Below are 18,729 nucleotides of genomic sequence, written 5' to 3' on the forward strand. Positions count from 1 at the left end.
AGAACTGCGGCGGCCCTTGTTTTGAAAAGCGACCGGGGCGACCCTAGCCGTAGACGAATGTATCGCCATCGTCGGTCAAGGTGGTGATCCCCAGGTTTTCGATCCGGCCGCCGTTCTGGATGAACGCCACGACCTGGATATCGTCGCCGTCATGCAGTTCGAGACGGGCATGGCGACCATCCTGAACCACGCGGATATCGGCATCGGAATTCTCGGCCAGTCCCCTGACGACGATCCGGTCGCCCTCGCTCACGTCGAAATCGCGGATCGTGTCGATGGCGTTGATGTCGTTCACATTGAAGACGAAGGTATCCGCCCCGTCGCCGCCGGAAAGCGTATCGCGCCCCATGCCGCCGTCCAGGGTGTCGTCACCATCGCCTCCGCGGAGCACATCATAGCCGCTGTCTCCACTCAGGATGTCATCGCCGGCATCGCCGGACAACGTATCGTGTCCACTGCCACCGATGACGACGTCATTGTCATCGCCTCCCACCAGGTTGTCGTTGCCCGCACCGCCATCGATAAGATCTTCACCACTACGACCACCCAGCGTGTCATGGCCGGAGCCGCCGACGATGCGATCGTTTTCGGCAGTACCGCGGTAGGTATCGTCCCCCCGGTCGCCAATGTAGACGTTGCCAAACTCGGGTTCCGGTTCAGGCTCAGGTTCCGGCTCGGGTTCAGGTTCCGGCTCGGGCTGCGGTTCAGGTTCCGGCTCGGGCTCCGGTTCGGGCTCAGGCTGCGGTTCGGGCTCAGGCTGCGGTTCCGGTTCGGGGTCCGGCTCCGGGTCCACGGGATCCGTCGGCGCAGGCGTTCCCGTCTCGACGCTGGCGCGCAGGTCGGCGGCGCTAATCTCGATATCGGCGAAATGGAAGAACTCGAAGTTCGCCACTGTGGCAAAGAGACTGTTCAGAAGGCTGATCAGGAAGTCACCCGTCTCCGACAGGAAAATCTGAACCGAACTGAGCGGTGCGTTGATCTGGTAGATGTCGATCCCGGCCCCGCCATCGACGATGTCCGCGCCGAAACTCGCGATAACGATATCGTCGCCGCGCCCGGAGTATAGCAAGTTGTCGCCGTCGTCGCCGATCAGGATGTCGTCGCCGTCGCCGGTCACCGCATTCTCGATCTGCCCCGCGATCAGGTTGATGGCCAGACCGTCGATCATCGTGACGGTCATGGCCGTCAGGTCGATCCGCGTGTCGCTGGTGACCATCGCGGCGTTGATCGTGTCGGTGCCGCCGTCGCGGTCCCGCAGGCTCTGGCGTGCCGTATCCGTGGCCGCCACGATCTCGGAGAACTGATCGCTGAAGAAATAGGTGTCGTCGTTCAGGTCGCGGTCATTGCCAAGCACGGTGAGGCGATAGTCGTCGACAAGACCGGTCATCGGGTTGCCGTCCCGATCCGCGGCTTCGGGGTCGCGATTGTGGATCTCGACACGCCAGGTCCCGGTCGCCATCTCGCCCATGGACGCCACGGAGGTGAAGGTGAAGTTGGTTGCCGATCCCGCGCGCCCCTCTGCGGGCAGGTCATAGATCAGACGAACGGAGGTCCCGTCGGGGCTGATCAGATAGACGTCGATATCGGCCGTGTTCAGCCACCGCAGATCGATGGCCAATTGAACATGTTCGGCGCGGATCGCCGTTTCGACCTCGATTTCGAAGGTGACGACGTCGTTTTCACCCGCGACCATCGTCTCCGACACACGGCCTGTCACCTCGACGCTGGCGCGGTTTTCGGCGGTCTGCTGCTGGTTCCAGGTTTCCGCCAGACGAACGGCATCATGGGCATTGACCATCCCGAAGCCGAAAGCGTCGTTGTAGTGCATGCCGCCGCCGTTGACGTTGTCGGCGCCGTTCGTGCGCCAGCCGTCGCCCATGGCAGCGCCCTCGCCCAGACCTTCGCGGCTGGCAGAAATCGCAAGGATCTGTTGGATGTCGCGATAGCCGAGGTCGGGGTTCGCCTCCAGCATCAGGGCAATTACCGCGCTGACGATGGGGGCCGAGAAGGATGTGCCATCCGGGGCGTCATAGCGGTCATTGACGGTGGTGGTTGCGATATCCACGCCCGGGGCCGAGACGAGAACGTTGGCCCCGATGCTGGTGAAGCTTGCGGCGGAACCATCCTGAGAGACGGCGCCGACGGCGATGACATAGGGCGAATTCTGGACGTTGTGGTAGTTCGAGGACCCGCGTGTCCCGACGTTGCCCGCCGAGAAGACCATGGCGGTGCCAAGGCCGTCACGGCCGGTGGTGGCGGTGAATTCCAACGCGTCCGCAAGATCGGAGAAGGCGCCCCGCCGGAAGTTGTCTTCGAAATTGGTCGTGAAGCTCCAGCTTCCGTTGAGCACGTCGAGGTCGGCCCCGGCGCGCAGGGCAGCGATGGCCTGTTCAACGACATCGGAGTCCGCATAGCTCATGGCAAGCCCGACCAAGGTGGCACCATGGGCAATCCCGACACCTCCGACGCCATTGCCCCCTTCTGCGGCGATCACGCCCGCCACGAGAGTGCCGTGGTCATCAAGATAGCGCCGGTCGCCAAGATCGGGCGTATCGCTGCGCTGAGAGAAGTTGAAATCGAGGCTGTGGTCATAGGCCGCCACAAGGTCCTCGTGAAGGAAATCGATCTGGGAGTCGATCACGCCGACCGTGACGCCCTCGCCGGAATAGTCGAGCCAGACGCTTTCCACATCAAGGCGCAGATCGGAGTAGCGACCGTTTTCGAGAAACCACGAGTTGCGGGTACGGGGGTCGGACAGAAGAAACTCGACGGAATGCGTCGAATCGGTAGGAATCGGCATGTCATGTCTCCGGGGCTGCCCGGATTTCGCCGGACAGGTCAGGTTGGCAGTCGAAAGGGCACTCCCCTGAGTGAAGGGAGGAGGTTTTCAGACTGTTTTTCGGACGGTAAAGTGGCAGCGCCTAGGCGGTGCCGGGAACTCTTGATGGCAATATGCAGCGCACAATTGGTCGAAAATGACTAATTTAGCCTTAATTCGGCACTGATTTTCGGATTTCTCGAAAATGTTCAGGGTCTGATCAACAGTGACGTCACGAAACCGTCTCAGACGGAGCGTTTCGACGCCAATTTGTCCCAGGCCGCATCCATCCTTGTGCGAAGCGCCGGTTCCAGCCGGGCTGCCACCCAGAGGGACACCAGGACCGTCACCGCCATGGCCAATCCGGTTGCAAGAACCGGGCCCGCCCCAAGGTCAATGGCCCAGGCCATGGTCGGTTTTCCGGTGTGGTTGTGGAGCAGATAGAGCGGATACGTCATCAAACCGGCCATCCGAACTGTGCCAGCCGACGCCCCGAGACGCGCAACAATCCGGTCGTTCCAGTGCAGCGCGACAATCACAAGGCCGATGGCCAGCAGAAAGAACCCGAAGGCTATCGGCCAAAGTCCTGCAAGACCAGCCGCCCCGGCCTCCCCGTCGGCCGCCTGGCGGATCTGTACCCCGGCTATGGCGCAGCCAAGCGCGATGCCCACACCGTGCCACCACTGCCAACCCCTTCGCGCAGTGTCCGACAACAGGATGCCGATGCCGAAATAGATCCCATGCTGAAGCAGAATAAGCTGCGTACCCCGGCCAAAACCCAGGGGATCGCTCCCGTCCCCCAGGCTCCGCACAACCCAATAGAGACCGCAGAGCAAGATCAGCGCCAGCCCGACCATCGGCAAAAGCGCGGTGCGCTTCACGACGATGAAGATCAAGACCAGAGCATAAAAGAAGACTTCGATCCCCAAGGTCCAGAATTGCCCCATGATCCAGGGGCCTGTCGGGAAGAACAGGACGGTCCGGATCCAGGCGATGCCGGCCTGCGTTACAGGTGTGCCGAATATCGTGATCTCGACTGCCAGCGCAACGCAGGCCGCGATCAGGACCGCAGGCACGAGACGCAGGATCCGCTTGCGGAGGAAGCGGCCCGCCGTTGCCCGCGCCGACATGGCCGAAAAGCCGATCACCAGTCCCGAGATGACAAAGAAGATCTGCACCCCGACCCATCCCCACCAGGTCCAGGGCCACCCACCCGGCCAGCCCGGCTCCTGTCCCGTCAGGGCCAGAACCTCGCTGCCAGGGTCGGAAAAAGATTTGAAGCCAAGGTGAAACACCATGACCGCAATGGCCGCGAACAGACGGAGCAGATCGATCCCCAGGACGCCGTCGCGGCGCTCAGTCGGCTCGGGAGCCCGGGCGGCGGAAACGGATATCTCGGTCAGGTCCCTGGCTTTCGGATGAGGATCGCATCGGTCATGGCATTACACTGCCACTATCGGCCTTTCGCCGACAAGCGATGTGGGGGCGTCCGTCTCGGCACGTTTTTCACAAGCTTTGGGTCGGCAATGACCGGGAAGCCTGACCGGCGGCCTGATTTCGCTGTGCGGTCGGCGCGCGCACAGATCGGAACGCCTTCCACAGATCTCGTGTCAGCCAGACAACGTGTGTCGCGGTTCCGGCCCCTGCAGAGCCGCCCCCAGAATTCGGGTGGGCGCGTGCGGACCGGGTCTAAGACAGGGATCCGGCGGACTGGCGCATCCAGAGAACGGCCCCTCAACCGGGCGACCATCGACGACGCCGTTCCCGGATCGCCAACTGATTCGGTTGGAGAATGGGAACAGAAGGCGAAGGTCCAGCAGATTGTTCGGGAACGCGGAAAACGGCCCCCCTCCGCCGAGGGGGTAACCCCTTGTGAACAGGTTCTTTGGCAAATTGTGGCTTTATTTTGACCTAGGGTTAGGGAAGGTTAACCAAAGTTGCCTACATTTTTTACCATTTCTCCGGAGAGTACCATGGCCGACCTGACCCGTGACGATCGTGAAATCATTGGTGGTATCACCCAGATCAGCGGGGCGACATCCAACCCGACCACGGCCGGGGATGACACCATCGACCTCTTCTTTGTCACGTTCAACCTGCCCGGGACCACGGCGGGCCTGATCGATGGTCAGGGGGGCTTCGATACGCTGCTGCTCAACTCGGCCAATCTGATCGGCGTCGATATCGAGGGCATCGAGGCGACTGAATTCACCGGCTCCAGCACCGTGAACATCGATGCGGCCGAACTGGGCGATCTGGGTGCGATTACCTTTGGCGACTTTTTCCCGACGGCGCCGACGCTAGCCGACAACCGGCTGTCGCTGGATTATACCAATGCGGGACCCGCGATCACCGTCGACGCGTCGGGTTTCGGTGTTATCGGCGACAATATCAATGTGCTCGTCACGCAGGGTGGGCAGACCCTCGGCCAGGCCGTCACCATCGACTTTTCGGGCGTTGTGCGGGGCACGGTCAATTCGTTCTTCAGCTATGTCGGCGGCAATGCAAGTGAGACGATCACCGGCACTGCGGGCGACGATAGCATCGTGGGCAACAACGGCGATGACGACCTGTCTGGCGGCGCGGGCAACGATACGCTGCGCTCCACGGGTGGCAATTCCACCCTCGACGGCGGTGCGGGCGACGATTCCCTTGTCGCCAGCGGAACGTCGGGCGTCCTTTCGGGCGGGGCAGGCAACGACATCATCTTCCAGTCGCAGAGCCGTTTCGAAAGCGGCGGTTTCATCGCGACCGACATCGACGGCGGCGACGGCAATGATGCCATATCGGTCATCGGCAGCCAGGGAGATGGCACCACGGTCACGGGGGGTCTGGGCGACGATACGATCACCCTGAACGGCGGGACGCTGCGCGACGGCTTTGTGGACGGCGGCGACGGAACCGATGTCCTGCTAATCAGCAATTCCTTCAACGAAGGGACCGACTTCGAGGGGATCGAGAGCACGACCGTCACGACGTCGGCCACCATTCGCATCGACGCGGATGAGCTGGTCGATCTGGGCACCATCAGCTTTACCGATGTCTTCGGCAGTGGCAGCCTGAACAACGACGCCAACGTACAGCTGAACTTTGCGGGTCTGACCGGGCCGATCATCGTGGGAACCGGCGGGGTCACCGCCGTGGGTGACGAACTCCGCGTGCTCATCTCTCAGATCGGACAGACCGCCGGCCAGGATGTCACCCTCGACTTTTCGGCCGTCACCCGGGGAACGGTGAACTCCTTCCTGGGCTACAACGGCGGGGTCGCCAACGAGACGATCATCGGCAGCGCAGGCGACGACAGTCTGTCGGGCGGCAGCGGTCAGGACGACCTGTCGGGCGGCGCGGGCAATGACACGTTGCGTGCGGGGAACGGACTGGCCACGCTCGACGGCGGTGCGGGCGACGACTCGCTGGTCGCGACAACGTCGTCGGGACGGCTTCTTGGTGGGGCGGGCAACGATACGATCAGCCAGTCCACGGGCCGGCTCGAAAGCGGCACCTATGTCGCGACCGAAGTCGACGGCGGCGACGGCAACGACGACATCACCGTGAGCAGCATTCAGGGCGACGGCTCCACCGTGACCGGCGGTCTGGGGGATGACACGCTGTCCTTCAACAGCGCCACGATGCGCGACGGAACCATCGACGGCGGCGCAGGCAACGATCAGTTGATCCTGAGCAACAGCACCTTCGATGGCGTCGACTTCGAAGGGATCGAGAGCACGACACTCACCAGCCAGAGCTTCCTGCGGATCGACGCGGATGAACTGGACGATCTGGGCGACATCACCTTCACCGATACTTTCGCGACCCCTGGCAACACCAACAACGATGCCAATATCCAACTGAACTATGCGGGGCTGACCGGCCCCATCGCTGTGGGCACCGGCGGCGTTGCGGAAATCGGCGATGAACTGCGCGTGCAGATCACGCAAATCGGCCAGACGGCGGGTCAGGACGTCACCCTTGATTTTTCCGCCATCACCCGGGGCGTGGTGAACTCCTTCCTCGGCTACAACGGCGGGCTCGCCAATGAGACCATTATCGGCAGCGCAGGCGACGACAGCCTTTCCGGCGGCGGCGGCCAAGACGACATCTCGGGCGGAGAGGGTAATGATACGCTGCGCAGCGCCAGCGGCGTGTCCACGCTCGACGGCGGCGCGGGCGACGACGTCCTGTTGGCCAGCGGCTCATCCGGCGTTCTGTCGGGAGGGGCGGGCAATGACACCATCACCCAATCTACGGGCCGTTCCGAAAGCGGCGCCGTTATCGCGGTGGATATCGACGGCGGCGATGGCAATGACGAAATCAACGTCAGCAGCACCCAGGGGGTCGGATCGACAATTGCCGGGGGTCTGGGCGACGATACGATCGCGATCACCTTCGCGACTGTTGTCGACGGCATCATTGATGGTGGCGACGGCGACGATCTGCTGAACCTGAATGGAAGCACTCTCGATGGTGCCGATTTCGAGGGGATCGAACGGACCGTCATCACGGGGGGCTCCACCAACCGCATCGACGCGGATGAACTGGACGATCTGGGCGCGCTCACGTTCACCAACACAATCGCGACCGTCGGCAGCACCAGTTTTGACGCCAATCTCACGCTGAACTACGCGGGCCTGACCGGACCGATCACCGTCGGAACCGGCGGCGTCTCCGAGATCGGCGACGAAATCCGCGTGCAGATCACCCAGCTGGGCCAGACCGTCGGGCAGGATGTGACCGTCGACTTCTCGGGCATCACCCGGGGCGTCGTGAACTCCCTGCTCAGCTACACGGGCGGGATCGCCAACGAGACCGTCGTCGGCACCGCAGGCGAGGACAGCATCACCGGCAACGGCGGCCAAGACGATCTGTCGGGCGGCGCGGGCAACGACACGCTGCGCGCGACGTCCGGCTTTGCGACACTTGACGGCGGTGCAGGCGACGACTCGCTGATCGGCATCAATACCGCGGGCATCATATCGGGCGGCGCAGGCAACGATACCATCAGCCAGTCCACAGCCTTCTCCTCAGACGGGGCCTTTGTCGCGACAGACATCGATGGCGGCGACGGCAACGACGAAATCTCTGTCATCAGCGTTCAGGGCGACGGATCGACTGTTACCGGGGGTCTGGGCGACGATACGCTGACCTTCTCGAGCGTCACGCTGCGCGACGGCACCATCGATGGCGGCGGCGGCGACGACCAGCTCAACCTGGCTGCCGGGACGTTCGATGGCACCGATTTCGAGGGCATCGAAAGCACCACGATCACTACCGCGGGCACCCTTCGTATCGACGCCGATGAAATTGCCGACCTGGGCGCCCTCACGATCCTCGACACGCGGACCGGCTCGTTCGCGGATGCCAGCCTGCGGTTGATCGCGGACGGGACGAACACGGCCGATTTCGGCAATCTGACCTTGGGTGAAAACGAGAATATCTACATCAGCACCAACAACGGCGGCACCTCTGCCGACCCGTTCGAAATGACGGTCGATCTGTCGGGCATCACCCGGACGGGCGATCAGACCGTGGAATTCGACAATTTTGTGAGCAACCTCAATGTGCGCGTCATCGCATCGTCCGGGGTCGACAACCTCGATGGCGGCTTTGGGTTGCAGGACACGCTGTCCTATGCGGGCTCCGACGCCGGGGTGACCGTCGACATCGGCGCAAACACGGCGTCGGGCGGATTTGCCGAGGGCGACATCATCACGCGGTTCGAGAATCTGACCGGCTCAGACTTTGCCGATGACCTGACCGGCATCAGCGGGACCAACGCGGCCGCCAACAATATCATCGACGGTCTGGGTGGCGATGACACGATCACGACCGGAACCGGCAACGACACCATCGTGGCCAGCGTCGCCAACGGCGACGACACCATCACCGATTTCGCCGATGGCGCAGACAGGGTGGACCTGCGCGGGCTGTCGCGCGACGCGGCCATCCTGGCCTTCCTGACGGCCTCGGATGACGGCAACGGCAATACCGTCCTGACGTTCACCTCGGGCGGCTCCATGGTGCTGGTCGGCCTCGATATTTCCGACTTCGACATCTCGGACGTGATCCTGGAGGACGGGGTCTATGCCCTCGACGAAAGCTGGACCATCACCGAGGATCAGACCCAGGCGGGCAACGTCCTCGACAGCAATGCCCCCTTCGGCTTCACCGATATCGAGATCGACGCCCAGGCGTCGCTCGGCAATACCAACCTGATCGTCATCGACTTCACTGTCGAGGGCGTGACCTATTCCGTGGGCGAGACGGCGAGCTTTGCCTCGGGCGCGACCCTGACGGTGCAATCCGACGGCTCCTTCACCTATGACGGCACCGCCGCCTCGGGCATTCAGGCGCTGAGCGAACTGCTCGGCCAATCGGCGGTCGAGAGCTTCACCTATACCGTCGAGAGCACCCTGACCGGCGACACCGACGAAGGCGCGGTCGACATCACCGTCACCGCCGTCAACGACGCCCCGGTCATCGCGGGCGACGTCACCGGAGCGGCGACCGAAGATGGCGCGACGCTGATCCTCGACCTGCTGTCGCAGGCCTCCGATGTGGACGATCAGGACGTCCTGTCGGTCGTCAACCTCGGCACCCTGCCGGCCGGCGTCACGGTCGAGGGCGCGACGCTGACCGTCGATGCGGGCGACGCCAGCTTCCAGGACCTGAACGTGGGCGAGACCCGCGAGATCACCGTCACCTTCGATGTGCAGGATGCCTTCGGCGCCGTGACCACCGGCGGCACCGCCACGATCACCGTCACCGGCACGAACGACGGGCCCACCCTGACCGGCGCGCTCGCTGCGGCGGTTGAGGACGGCCCCACGGTCGACGTGGACCTGTCCGTCCTCGGCGATGATGCCGACAATGAGGACGATGGCTCCACCCTCAGCTATGCCGTGGTGACCGATCCGTCCGAAGGCACCGCCTCGATCACGGGAACGACGCTCACCTTCGATCCGGGCACCGACTTCCAAGACCTGAACGAAGGCGAAACCCGCGAGGTTACCGTCGAAATCCAGGCTACCGACGCCCAGGGCGCCGTGTCCTCGGTCGAGACCGTCACCGTGACCGTCACCGGCACCAACGATGGGCCGACCCTCGTCGGGACGACGGCAGCGGCGGTTGAGGACGGACCCTCGGTCGATGTGGACCTGTCCGCATTGGGCGATGATGCCGACAACGAAGACGATGGCTCCACCCTCAGCTATACGCTCGTCACGCAGCCCGGCGAAGGCACCGCCACGATCACGGGAACGACGCTCACCTTCGATCCGGGCACCGATTTCCAGGACCTGAACGAAGGCGAAACCCGCGAGGTCACCGTCGAGATCCAGGCCACCGACGCCCAGGGTGCCGTGTCCTCGGTCGAGACCGTCACCGTGACCGTCACCGGTGCGAACGACGGGCCGACCCTCGTCGGGACGACGGCAGCGGCGGTTGAGGACGGACCCTCGGTCAATGTGGACCTGTCCGCATTGGGCGATGATGCCGACAACGAAGACGATGGCGCGACCCTCAGCTATGCGGTCGTCACGCAGCCCGGCGAAGGCACCGCCACGATCACGGGAACGACGCTCACCTTCGATCCAGGCACCGACTTCCAGGATCTTGCTGCGGGCCAGACCCGCGAGGTCACGGTCGAAATCCAGGCGACCGATGCCCAGGGCGCGACATCCTCGGTCGAGACGGTCACCGTGACCGTCACCGGCACCAACGATGGCCCGGTCTTCACCGGCTTCGATGCGACGCCAAGCGTGCTCGAGAACACGACCGCCGTGACCACGCTGACGGGGGATGACCCCGATGCGACCGACGAAATTACCTTCGCCATATCGGGCGGGGCCGATGCCGCGCTCTTCGAGGTGGATGCCTCGAGCGGCGAGCTGCGCTTCGTCGATGCGCCGGACTTCGAGATCCCGACCGATGCTGACGGCGACAACGCCTATGACGTCCAGGTCTCGGTCAGCGATGGCGCGGAAACCGTCACCCGCGACATGACCGTCACCGTGACGGATGTGAACGAGGCGGCGGCAGCCCAGGTCTCGATCTCGGCCGACCCGGACGCCCCCGAAGGCGACAGCGGCACCACCAGCGTCACCTTCACCGTCACGCGCACTGGCGACACCAGTCAGGCCGTCACGGTCGATCTGGCCCGGAGCGGCACCGCCGATGGCGCGGACGCCAGCGGCGTTCCGACCTCGGTCACCATTCCGGCGGGTGCCTCGGAGGCGACCTTCACGGTCACTGTCAACGGCGACACATTGCTGGAGCCCGATGAGACCATCACGGTCACCATCACCGGACTGGACCGCGCCGACCATGCGATCACCGAAAATACCGCCACCCATATGATTGAGAATGACGACGCCGCCCCGGCGGCCGGAGACGACAGCATCGTGGCCACCGAAGAAGCCGCGGTGACCGTCGACCTTCTGGGCAATGACAGCGACAGCGATGACGACACGCTGACCCTGACCGAAGTCCGCGACGCAACCGGCGCGCCGATCCCCTTCGACACCCCCGTCACGCTGCCGGGTGGCGGGATCCTGACGATCTCGGCCGACGGCACCGGGACATTCGACCCGAACGGCGCGTTCGAGGCGCTGGCTGAAGGTGAATCCAGCCCGGTGGTCACGCTGACCTACACCGTTTCGGACGGCCAGGGCGGCACCGACATCGGCACGGCCACCTTCCGGGTGGACGGCGTCAATGATGCCCCCGTCGCCGTCGCCGACACCGCAACCACGGCCTTCGACACACCGATCACGGTCGATGTCGCCGCCAACGACACCGATGTGGACGGCGGCGCGCCGACGGTCATCGGCGCTTCCGTCACGACCGCCGGTGCGGGAAGTGCCACGGTCCTGGCCAACGGGCAGGTCGAGTTCACGCCGACCGCAGGCTTCGTGGGCGAGGTGACGATCAGCTACGACATCATTGATGACGCGGGGGCCGTCGACACCGGCACCCTGACCATCACCGTCGAGGCTTCGGGCAACCGCGCACCCGTGGCGGGTGACGATGCCGTCTCTGTCACCGAAACCGGCACGCTGACGAACGTCACCGTTCTGGGCAACGACAGCGACCCCGACGGCACGCCCGTCACCGTCGTGTCCTTCGATGACACCGGGCTGCTGGGAACATTGGTCGACAATGGGGACGGCACCTTCGACTATGACCCGAATGGCCAGTTCAGCGCCCTTGCCGAAGGCGAGACCACGACCGAGACCTTCACCTATGTCATCACCGACGGCGTCCTGACCGACCAGGGGCAGGTGACGGTGACCATCACGGGCGAGAACGATGCGCCGGTGATCGGCTCCGCCGCCGCCTTCACGCTGGCCGAAAACACGACGGATGTGGGGCAGGTGCTCGCCACCGACGCGGACGCGAACGCGGCGCTGACCTACGGTCTCTCCGGCGACGACAGCGCGCTGCTGAGCATCGACGCCAGCGGCAACATCACCTTCGTCGCGGCCCCCGATTTCGAGATGCCGGGCGATGCGGATGGCGACAACGTCTATGTCGTGACCGTCGAGGTTTCCGACGGCTTCGTCACCGTGAGCCAGGACATCGAGATCACGGTTTCGGATGTCTTCGAGGGCGGCGGCGGCGTCATCACCGATGTGGCGGGTCAGGGCGATATCGTCACCGGCACGGCGGGCGACGACAGCTTCGTCATCCTGGGTGGCGTGATCGACCGGGTCACCGGCGGCGCGGGCAATGATAGCTTCGATCTGGGCGCGCTCCTGACGAACGGAGTGCGGGACGTGACCCGGATCACCGATTACGAGGAAGGCGAAGTCATCACCGGGATCACGGTCGACGACGTGCTGCGGGTCACCGTGCGCAACGGAGAGTTGCGTCTTCTGCTGAACGGCGACCGCGATGTCATCATCTTCGAGGGGATCACAGACATCTCGCAGATCACCTTCGATACCGCCGTGATCACCGACGTCGGGGGGCAGGCCGATGCTCTGACCGGCACCGAAGACGCCGACATCTTCGAGATCGCGGGCGGCATCGGCGACACCATCGACGCCCTTGGCGGCACCGATGTCTTCGGCGTCTCGGCTCTGCAGACCAACGGCACCGCCGACAGCCTGACGATCAACGACTATGAGATCGGTGAACTGCTGGAGGGTCTGTCGGAAAGCGAAGTGGCGGCGATCACCCAGACGGCAGATGGCCTGCGCCTTGATCTGGTGCAGGATGGCGACGTCATCTTCCTCAACGGGGTTAACGATGTGGCCCTGGTCAACTTCGACGATGGGGCAATCAGCGATGTGCCCGGCGTCGCCAACGACCTGTCGGGCACCGAAGATGCGGATGTGTTCGTCTTCTTCGGCGGCCTTTATGACCGGGTCAGCGGCGGCGGCGGCATCGACACCTTCGATCTCTCGGCGCTTCTGGTGAACGGGTCGCGCGACGTGCTCTTCATTGAAGACTACGAGGCGGGCGAAGTCCTGCGCGGGATCAGTTCCGACGACGTTCTGCGGATCACGGTGCAGGACGGCGATCTGCGGATCCTCCTGAACAGCGACCGCGACCTCGTCATCCTCGAAGGGATCACCGACGTCTCGGCCGTCACCTTCGACGACCCGATCAGCATCGGGTGACCACGGGCGGGCGGCCCCCCGGGTCGCCCGTCGGGCCGTCGACCGCGCGGGGCGCCCCGAAGGGCCCCGCCCTTTCCATTTTCATTTCCCCCTGCATCGGGCAAGGATGGCGAACGGCGATTCACCGGATCGCGGGCCTTGGGCCCGGCGAGCGGAACCCCCTGGATCGTTAACCATTTCACGGGGATGAGACGGGCGATTCAGAGATGCTGGCACGGACGATCACAGTTGCCTTCGAAGGGTTGGAGGCACGGCCCGTCGATGTGCAATGCGCCGTCTCGCCGGGGTTGCCCGGCTTCTCCATCGTGGGCTTGCCGGACAAGGCGGTGTCCGAGGCGAAGGACCGGATCCGCACCGCCCTGTCGGAACTGGGCATCGCGCTGCCGTCCAAGAAGGTGACCGTCAACCTCTCGCCTGCCGACCTGCCCAAGGAAGGCGCGCATTTCGATCTGCCGATTGCGCTGTCGCTTCTGGCCGCGCTCGAACTGGTCCCGGCCAGTGCCGTCGCGCGGGTCGTCAGCCTGGGAGAGATGTCGCTGGACGGCGGGCTGGTCGCGGTGGCGGGTGCCCTGCCCGCGGCGATGACGGCGGCCAGCCTCGACGCCGACCTCCTCTGCCCCGAAGCCTGCGGCCCCGAAGCGGCCTGGGTCGGGGCGGCGTCCGTCTATGCCGCAGCGACCCTCAAGGAGTTGATGGACCATCTGACCGGCAACCGCCCCCTGACCGAAGCGCGGGCTGGCCGGGTGGCGGCCCCCGAAGGCGGTCTGTGCCTGCGCGACGTGCGCGGGCAGGAAAAGGCCAAGCGAGCCATGGAAATCGCGGCCGCGGGGCGTCACCACCTGTTCCTGCTCGGGCCACCCGGGGCGGGAAAATCGATGCTGGCCGCGCGCCTGCCCGGCCTGATGCCGCCGCTTACGGCCATGGAATCGCTCGAAACCTCGATGATCCATTCTCTGGCGGGCACGTTGGAGGAAGGCGGCATACTGCACCGCCGCCCGTTCCAGGAACCGCATCACACCGCGTCGGTGGCCGCCATCGTCGGCGGCGGCAAGCGGGCGGGGCCGGGTCAGATAAGCCTGGCGCATAACGGCGTGCTCTTCATGGATGAATTCCCCGAGTTTCCCCGCGCCGTTCTGGAAACCCTGCGCCAACCCATCGAGACCGGCGAGGTGACCATCGCCCGGGCCAATGCCCATGTCCGCTATCCCTGCCGGTTCTTGCTCGTGGCGGCGGCCAACCCCTGTCGCTGCGGGATGCTCTTCGATCCGGCACAGGCCTGTTCGCGGGCACCCAATTGCGGGGCGGAATACCTGGGCAAGGTGTCGGGCCCGCTCATGGATCGCTTCGATCTGCGGCTGGAAGTGCCCGCCGTCGAAGTGAAGGACCTGACGCGGGAGGCGTCGGGTGACTCCTCCGCTGCCGTCGCCGAGCGCGTGGCGAAAGCGCGGGAGGTGCAGGCCAAACGCTATGCCGATCGACCCGACATCACCGTCAATGCCGACGTCAGCGGCGACTACCTGCACGAGGTCGCGGCCACCGATGCGGAAGGCGAAGACATCCTGCTGCGGGCGACCGAGAAATTCCGTCTGACGGCGCGTGGCTATCACCGCGTCCTCAAGGTCGCGCGCACCATCGCCGACCTGGAGGGGTCCGACGCGGTGCGGCGGCCCCATATCGCCGAGGCCCTGGCCTACCGGCTGGTCACACCTGCCGGCTAAGCCCGCCGCGCCTCGATCGCTTCCCAGATCAGTGCGCTCGCGTTGGTGCCGTCGAACCGCTCCAGCTCCTGCAAACCTGTGGGCGAGGTCACATTGATCTCGGTCAGCCAGTCGCCGATCACGTCGATACCGACGAAGATCTGGCCCGCATCCCGCAGGCGCGGCCCGATCCGCGCGCAGATTTCGCGGTCCCTGTCGGTCAGCGCGACCTTTTCGGGTCGGCCTCCGACGTGCATGTTCGACCGCGTCTCGCCCTCGGCAGGGACACGGTTGATCGCGCCCACGGGCTCTCCATCGATCAGGATCACGCGCTTGTCGCCGGCGGATACGGCGGGCAGGAATTTCTGCATGATGAGCGGCTCGCGGTTGATGGCCGAGAACAGTTCATGCAACGAATTCAGGTTCCGGTCTTCGGGCGTCAGGCGGAACACACCGGCCCCGCCGTTTCCATAGAGCGGCTTCAGGATGACATCGCCGTGGCGGGCCTTGAACGCCTTCAAGGTGCCCAAGTCGCGAGCGATGGCCGTTGGCGGCGTCAGGTCCGGAAAATCGAGGACCATCAGCTTTTCGGGCCAGGACCGGACCCAGGTCGGGTCGTTCACCACGAGGGTCTTCGGGTGGATCATGTCGAGGATATGCGTGGTCGTGATGTAGCCCATGTCGAAGGGCGGATCCTGACGCAGCCAGACAACGTCGAGGTCGGCGAGATCGATGTCCTGCATCGCGCCAAGGGTGACGTGATTGCCCTTCTCGCGGCGCAGCTCCATCGCCTGGCCCCGTGCCACGACCCGGCCTTCGACATAGGCCAGCTTGTCCGGCGTCCAGTAGACCAGCGAATGGCCCCGCGCCTGTGCCTCCAGCCCGATGCGAAAGCTGCTGTCGCCGTCGATGTTGATGGCTTCGACGGGGTCCATCTGGAAACCGACGCGAAGGGATTTGGAAGCGGCCATGGTGACTCCTCGGCAGGACATGCGTCCGACCTGCATGCCGCAACCGGGTGACCGGGGCAATGTGCGCAGATGCGGAACCCCCTTGCCACCGGCGATCAGGTCATGAGCGCGTTTTCCAGAACCTCGATCCGGCCCGTCCCGTCGACAAGCGCCACGTCGAAACGGACGGACGCATTCATTCCGTCCGGAAGCGTGCCCATGAACTCACCGGCGCAATCGAAAAGGCGACCGATCTGTCGCGGGCTGACGCGAGTGGCGGCGGCGGCATGGGTATCGCTTTGCTTCACTTCGACGAAAACGGTGTCATCGCCCGACTGGACGATGACGTCGATTTCGCCGCCCATGCCGCGCCAGCGTCGGGCGATCACCCGATGGCCAAGCCGCACATAGTGCCGGGCAACGGCATCCTCGGCGGCAAGACCCGCGTGATAGGACATCGATCCGCTCATCCACCGTCTTTCATCGCAAGGGCCATTTCATAGACCTGCTTACGCGGCAGGTCGTAGGTTTCGGAAACGAATTTTACCGCGGATTTTAGGGAGTCGGCCTCCATCGCCTGGGTCAGGGCGGCGCGGATGGTATCTTCGTCAGCGGCCTGCCGGGCCGAGCGGTCGATGAGGACGACGATTTCGCCCTTGGGCGTATCGTCTGCGTAGGCGGCCGCCAGCGCCTCCAACGTCCCCCGCCGGACCTCCTCGAATTTCTTGGTCAGCTCGCGGCACACTGCCGCCTCGCGCGGGCCCAGAAGCTCAGCGGCATCGGCCAGCATCGCGGCCAGCCGCTTGGGCGATTCGTAGAGGACCAGCGTCCCCGGCACGGCCGCCAGCGCGGCAAGTTCGGTCCGGCGGGCAGCGGGTTTGGGCGGCAGGAAACCGGCAAAGAAGAAGCGATCCGTCGGCAGGCCCGCGACGCAGAGCGCGGCCAGCACCGCGCTGGCCCCGGGGGCCGCGCGCACCGTCAGGCCCGCCGCCCGCGCCTCGACCCCCAGATGAAACCCCGGGTCCGCGACCAGCGGCGTGCCCGCCTCGGACATATAGGCGACCGACTTGCCATCGCGCAGCGCGGCCAGCAGGCGAGGCCGGGCGGCAGCGCCGTTGTGGTCATGATAGGGAACAAGCGGGCGTTGACCCAGGGCGATGCCGTGAATGTCCATCAGCCGCCGCAGCGACCGGGTGTCTTCGGCCGCCAGAACATCGGCCCCCGCCAGGATGTCGAGGGCGCGCAACGTGATGTCCCGGGCCGTGCCGATGGGAACCGCTACCAGATGGAGCCCAGGTTCGATCCTGCCGATGTCTGCCATTTCGCGACCCCTCTTCTTCGGTCGTTTACTCTGACCGATGCGCAGACTAGTTTCACCCCAAATTTCGGGCCCATTGGCCCAAGTCCGGGAGAGTTCTCAGCCATGTCCATTCGCAGCCTCTGCGCCACCCTCGTTTCATTCGCGCGCCCGGCCCGCAAGGCCATGACGATCGTGGCCACGTCCGTTGCGCTTGCGGCCTGTAACGTGGCGCTTCCGGGCGGTGGCTCGGGCGGCGACGGACGGGGCGGCTCCGGCCCGACCAAGGTGGCCCTTCTGGTGCCGCTCGGATCGGCGCAGGCCACCGATGCGACCCTGGCGCGCAGCCTCGAGAATGCGGCGCGCCTTGCCGCGGCCGACCTTGGACAGGGCGTCGTCACGCTGACCGTCTATCCGACGCAAGGCACCCCCGGCGGCGCCAGTGCCGCGGCCTCGCGCGCCGTGGCCGAGGGCGCGCAGGTCATCCTCGGCCCGCTCTACGCAGACAATGCGGCGGCGGCGGGTGTTGCGGTTTCCGGCTCGGGCGTTCCGGTTCTCAGCTTTTCCAACAACACCTCGATCGCGGGCGGCAACGTCTGGGTTCTGGGCAACACCTTCGAGAATACGGCCCGCCGCGTGCTGCGCTATGCCGCCAGCCAGGGACGCAACCGCGTTCTCGTGACCCATTCCAGCGACGCCAACGGCCAGATCGCCAATGCTGCGGTGGTGTCCGCCGCCGCCGGATCGGGCGCTCAGATCACCGGCAGCGTGCCTTATGAGTTCAGCCAGGCGGGCATCTCTGCCGCCGTTCCCGGGATCGTGTCGCAGGCGCGCTCCACCAGTTCGAACGCCATCTTCCTGACCGGCACGCCCACGGGTGACCTGCCGGTCATGGCGCAATTGCTCAGTGAGAGCGGGATCACGGGCGATGCATTCCGTTTTCTGGGTCTGACCCGGTGGGATATTCCCGCCGAGACGCTGCAACAGCCGGGTCTTCAGGGCGGCTATTTCGCACTTCCGGACCCCGGTCCACTGGCCCAGTTCCGCAGCCGCTACGTCGGCGCCTATGGGAGCGAGCCGCATCCCCTGGCCAACCTCGCCTATGACGGCATGGCGGCCATCGGCGCCATTTCCCGCCGGGGCGGCACCGTTGGCCGGACGTCTCTGACAAGCAGCGCTGGCTTTGCCGGAACGGGCGGGGTATTCCGACTGCGCGGCGACGGCACCGTTGATCGGGCGTTGGCCGTCGCACAGATCGTGAATCGACAGATACAGGTGGTCAGCCCTGCCCCCAAGAGCTTCGGCGGCGCCGGGTCCTAAAACCCTCGCGCCCCTTTTTCCCCAC

General features: G+C 65.0%; 8 protein-coding genes. 3 read left to right on the plus strand and 5 right to left on the minus strand.

The window, feature by feature from the left end:
- Positions 1-43 precede the first annotated feature (43 nt).
- Positions 44-2,800, minus strand: coding sequence for a S8 family serine peptidase (locus BM002_RS12610; protein ID WP_092781523.1), 2,757 nt, complete (start codon positions 2,798-2,800; stop codon positions 44-46).
- Positions 2,801-3,063: 263 nt separating this feature from the next.
- Positions 3,064-4,221: an acyltransferase family protein gene (locus BM002_RS12615; protein WP_342707327.1), complete on the minus strand. Its 1,158-nt coding sequence runs from the start codon at positions 4,219-4,221 to the stop codon at positions 3,064-3,066.
- A gap of 570 nt (positions 4,222-4,791) precedes the next feature.
- Here BM002_RS12615 and BM002_RS12620 point away from each other — a divergent pair.
- Together BM002_RS12620 and BM002_RS12625 are read left to right on the plus strand one after the other, a co-directional pair.
- Positions 4,792-13,440: an Ig-like domain-containing protein gene (locus BM002_RS12620; RefSeq protein WP_092781529.1), complete on the plus strand. Its 8,649-nt coding sequence runs from the start codon at positions 4,792-4,794 to the stop codon at positions 13,438-13,440.
- A 206-nt stretch (positions 13,441-13,646) separates the two neighbouring features.
- Complete coding sequence (locus tag BM002_RS12625) at positions 13,647-15,158, plus strand: YifB family Mg chelatase-like AAA ATPase (protein ID WP_092781534.1); 1,512 nt, start codon at positions 13,647-13,649, stop codon at positions 15,156-15,158.
- Here BM002_RS12625 and gshB read toward each other — a convergent pair.
- The 3 genes from gshB to rsmI all read right to left on the minus strand — a co-directional run bounded on the left by gshB (position 15,155) and on the right by rsmI (position 17,408).
- Positions 15,155-16,108 (minus strand): glutathione synthase, encoded by a 954-nt coding sequence (gene gshB, locus BM002_RS12630; RefSeq protein WP_092781537.1) that lies wholly within the window; start codon positions 16,106-16,108, stop codon positions 15,155-15,157. The genes BM002_RS12625 and gshB overlap by 4 nt on opposite strands.
- A gap of 95 nt (positions 16,109-16,203) precedes the next feature.
- Positions 16,204-16,557, minus strand: a complete 354-nt coding sequence (locus BM002_RS12635) for a YraN family protein (RefSeq protein WP_092781540.1) — start codon at positions 16,555-16,557, stop codon at positions 16,204-16,206.
- Positions 16,554-17,408, minus strand: a complete 855-nt coding sequence (gene rsmI / locus BM002_RS12640; protein WP_092781543.1) for a 16S rRNA (cytidine(1402)-2'-O)-methyltransferase — start codon at positions 17,406-17,408, stop codon at positions 16,554-16,556. Before rsmI ends, BM002_RS12635 begins: the two co-directional genes overlap by 4 nt.
- Before the next feature lie 102 nt (positions 17,409-17,510).
- On the opposite strand from rsmI, the gene BM002_RS12645 reads away from it, so the two are divergent.
- Entirely contained in the window at positions 17,511-18,704 is a 1,194-nt protein-coding gene (locus BM002_RS12645; RefSeq protein WP_092781546.1) for a penicillin-binding protein activator, read from the plus strand.
- The last annotated feature ends 25 nt before the right edge of the window (positions 18,705-18,729 follow it).

It is taken from the genome of Jannaschia pohangensis, from assembly GCF_900113875.1.
Classification (GTDB): domain Bacteria; phylum Pseudomonadota; class Alphaproteobacteria; order Rhodobacterales; family Rhodobacteraceae; genus Jannaschia; species Jannaschia pohangensis.

Bases quoted from the DNA above. Each gene is read 5' to 3' on its own strand.
- BM002_RS12620 (WP_092781529.1), top strand. From the start codon at position 4,792: ATGGCCGACCTGACCCGTGACGATCGTGAAATCATTGGTGGTATCACC.
- rsmI (WP_092781543.1), bottom strand. From the start codon at position 17,408: ATGGCAGACATCGGCAGGATCGAACCTGGGCTCCATCTGGTAGCGGTT.
- BM002_RS12645 (WP_092781546.1), top strand. From the start codon at position 17,511: ATGTCCATTCGCAGCCTCTGCGCCACCCTCGTTTCATTCGCGCGCCCG.
- gshB (WP_092781537.1), bottom strand. From the start codon at position 16,108: ATGGCCGCTTCCAAATCCCTTCGCGTCGGTTTCCAGATGGACCCCGTC.
- BM002_RS12625 (WP_092781534.1), top strand. From the start codon at position 13,647: ATGCTGGCACGGACGATCACAGTTGCCTTCGAAGGGTTGGAGGCACGG.
- BM002_RS12610 (WP_092781523.1), bottom strand. From the start codon at position 2,800: ATGCCGATTCCTACCGATTCGACGCATTCCGTCGAGTTTCTTCTGTCC.
- BM002_RS12635 (WP_092781540.1), bottom strand. From the start codon at position 16,557: ATGAGCGGATCGATGTCCTATCACGCGGGTCTTGCCGCCGAGGATGCC.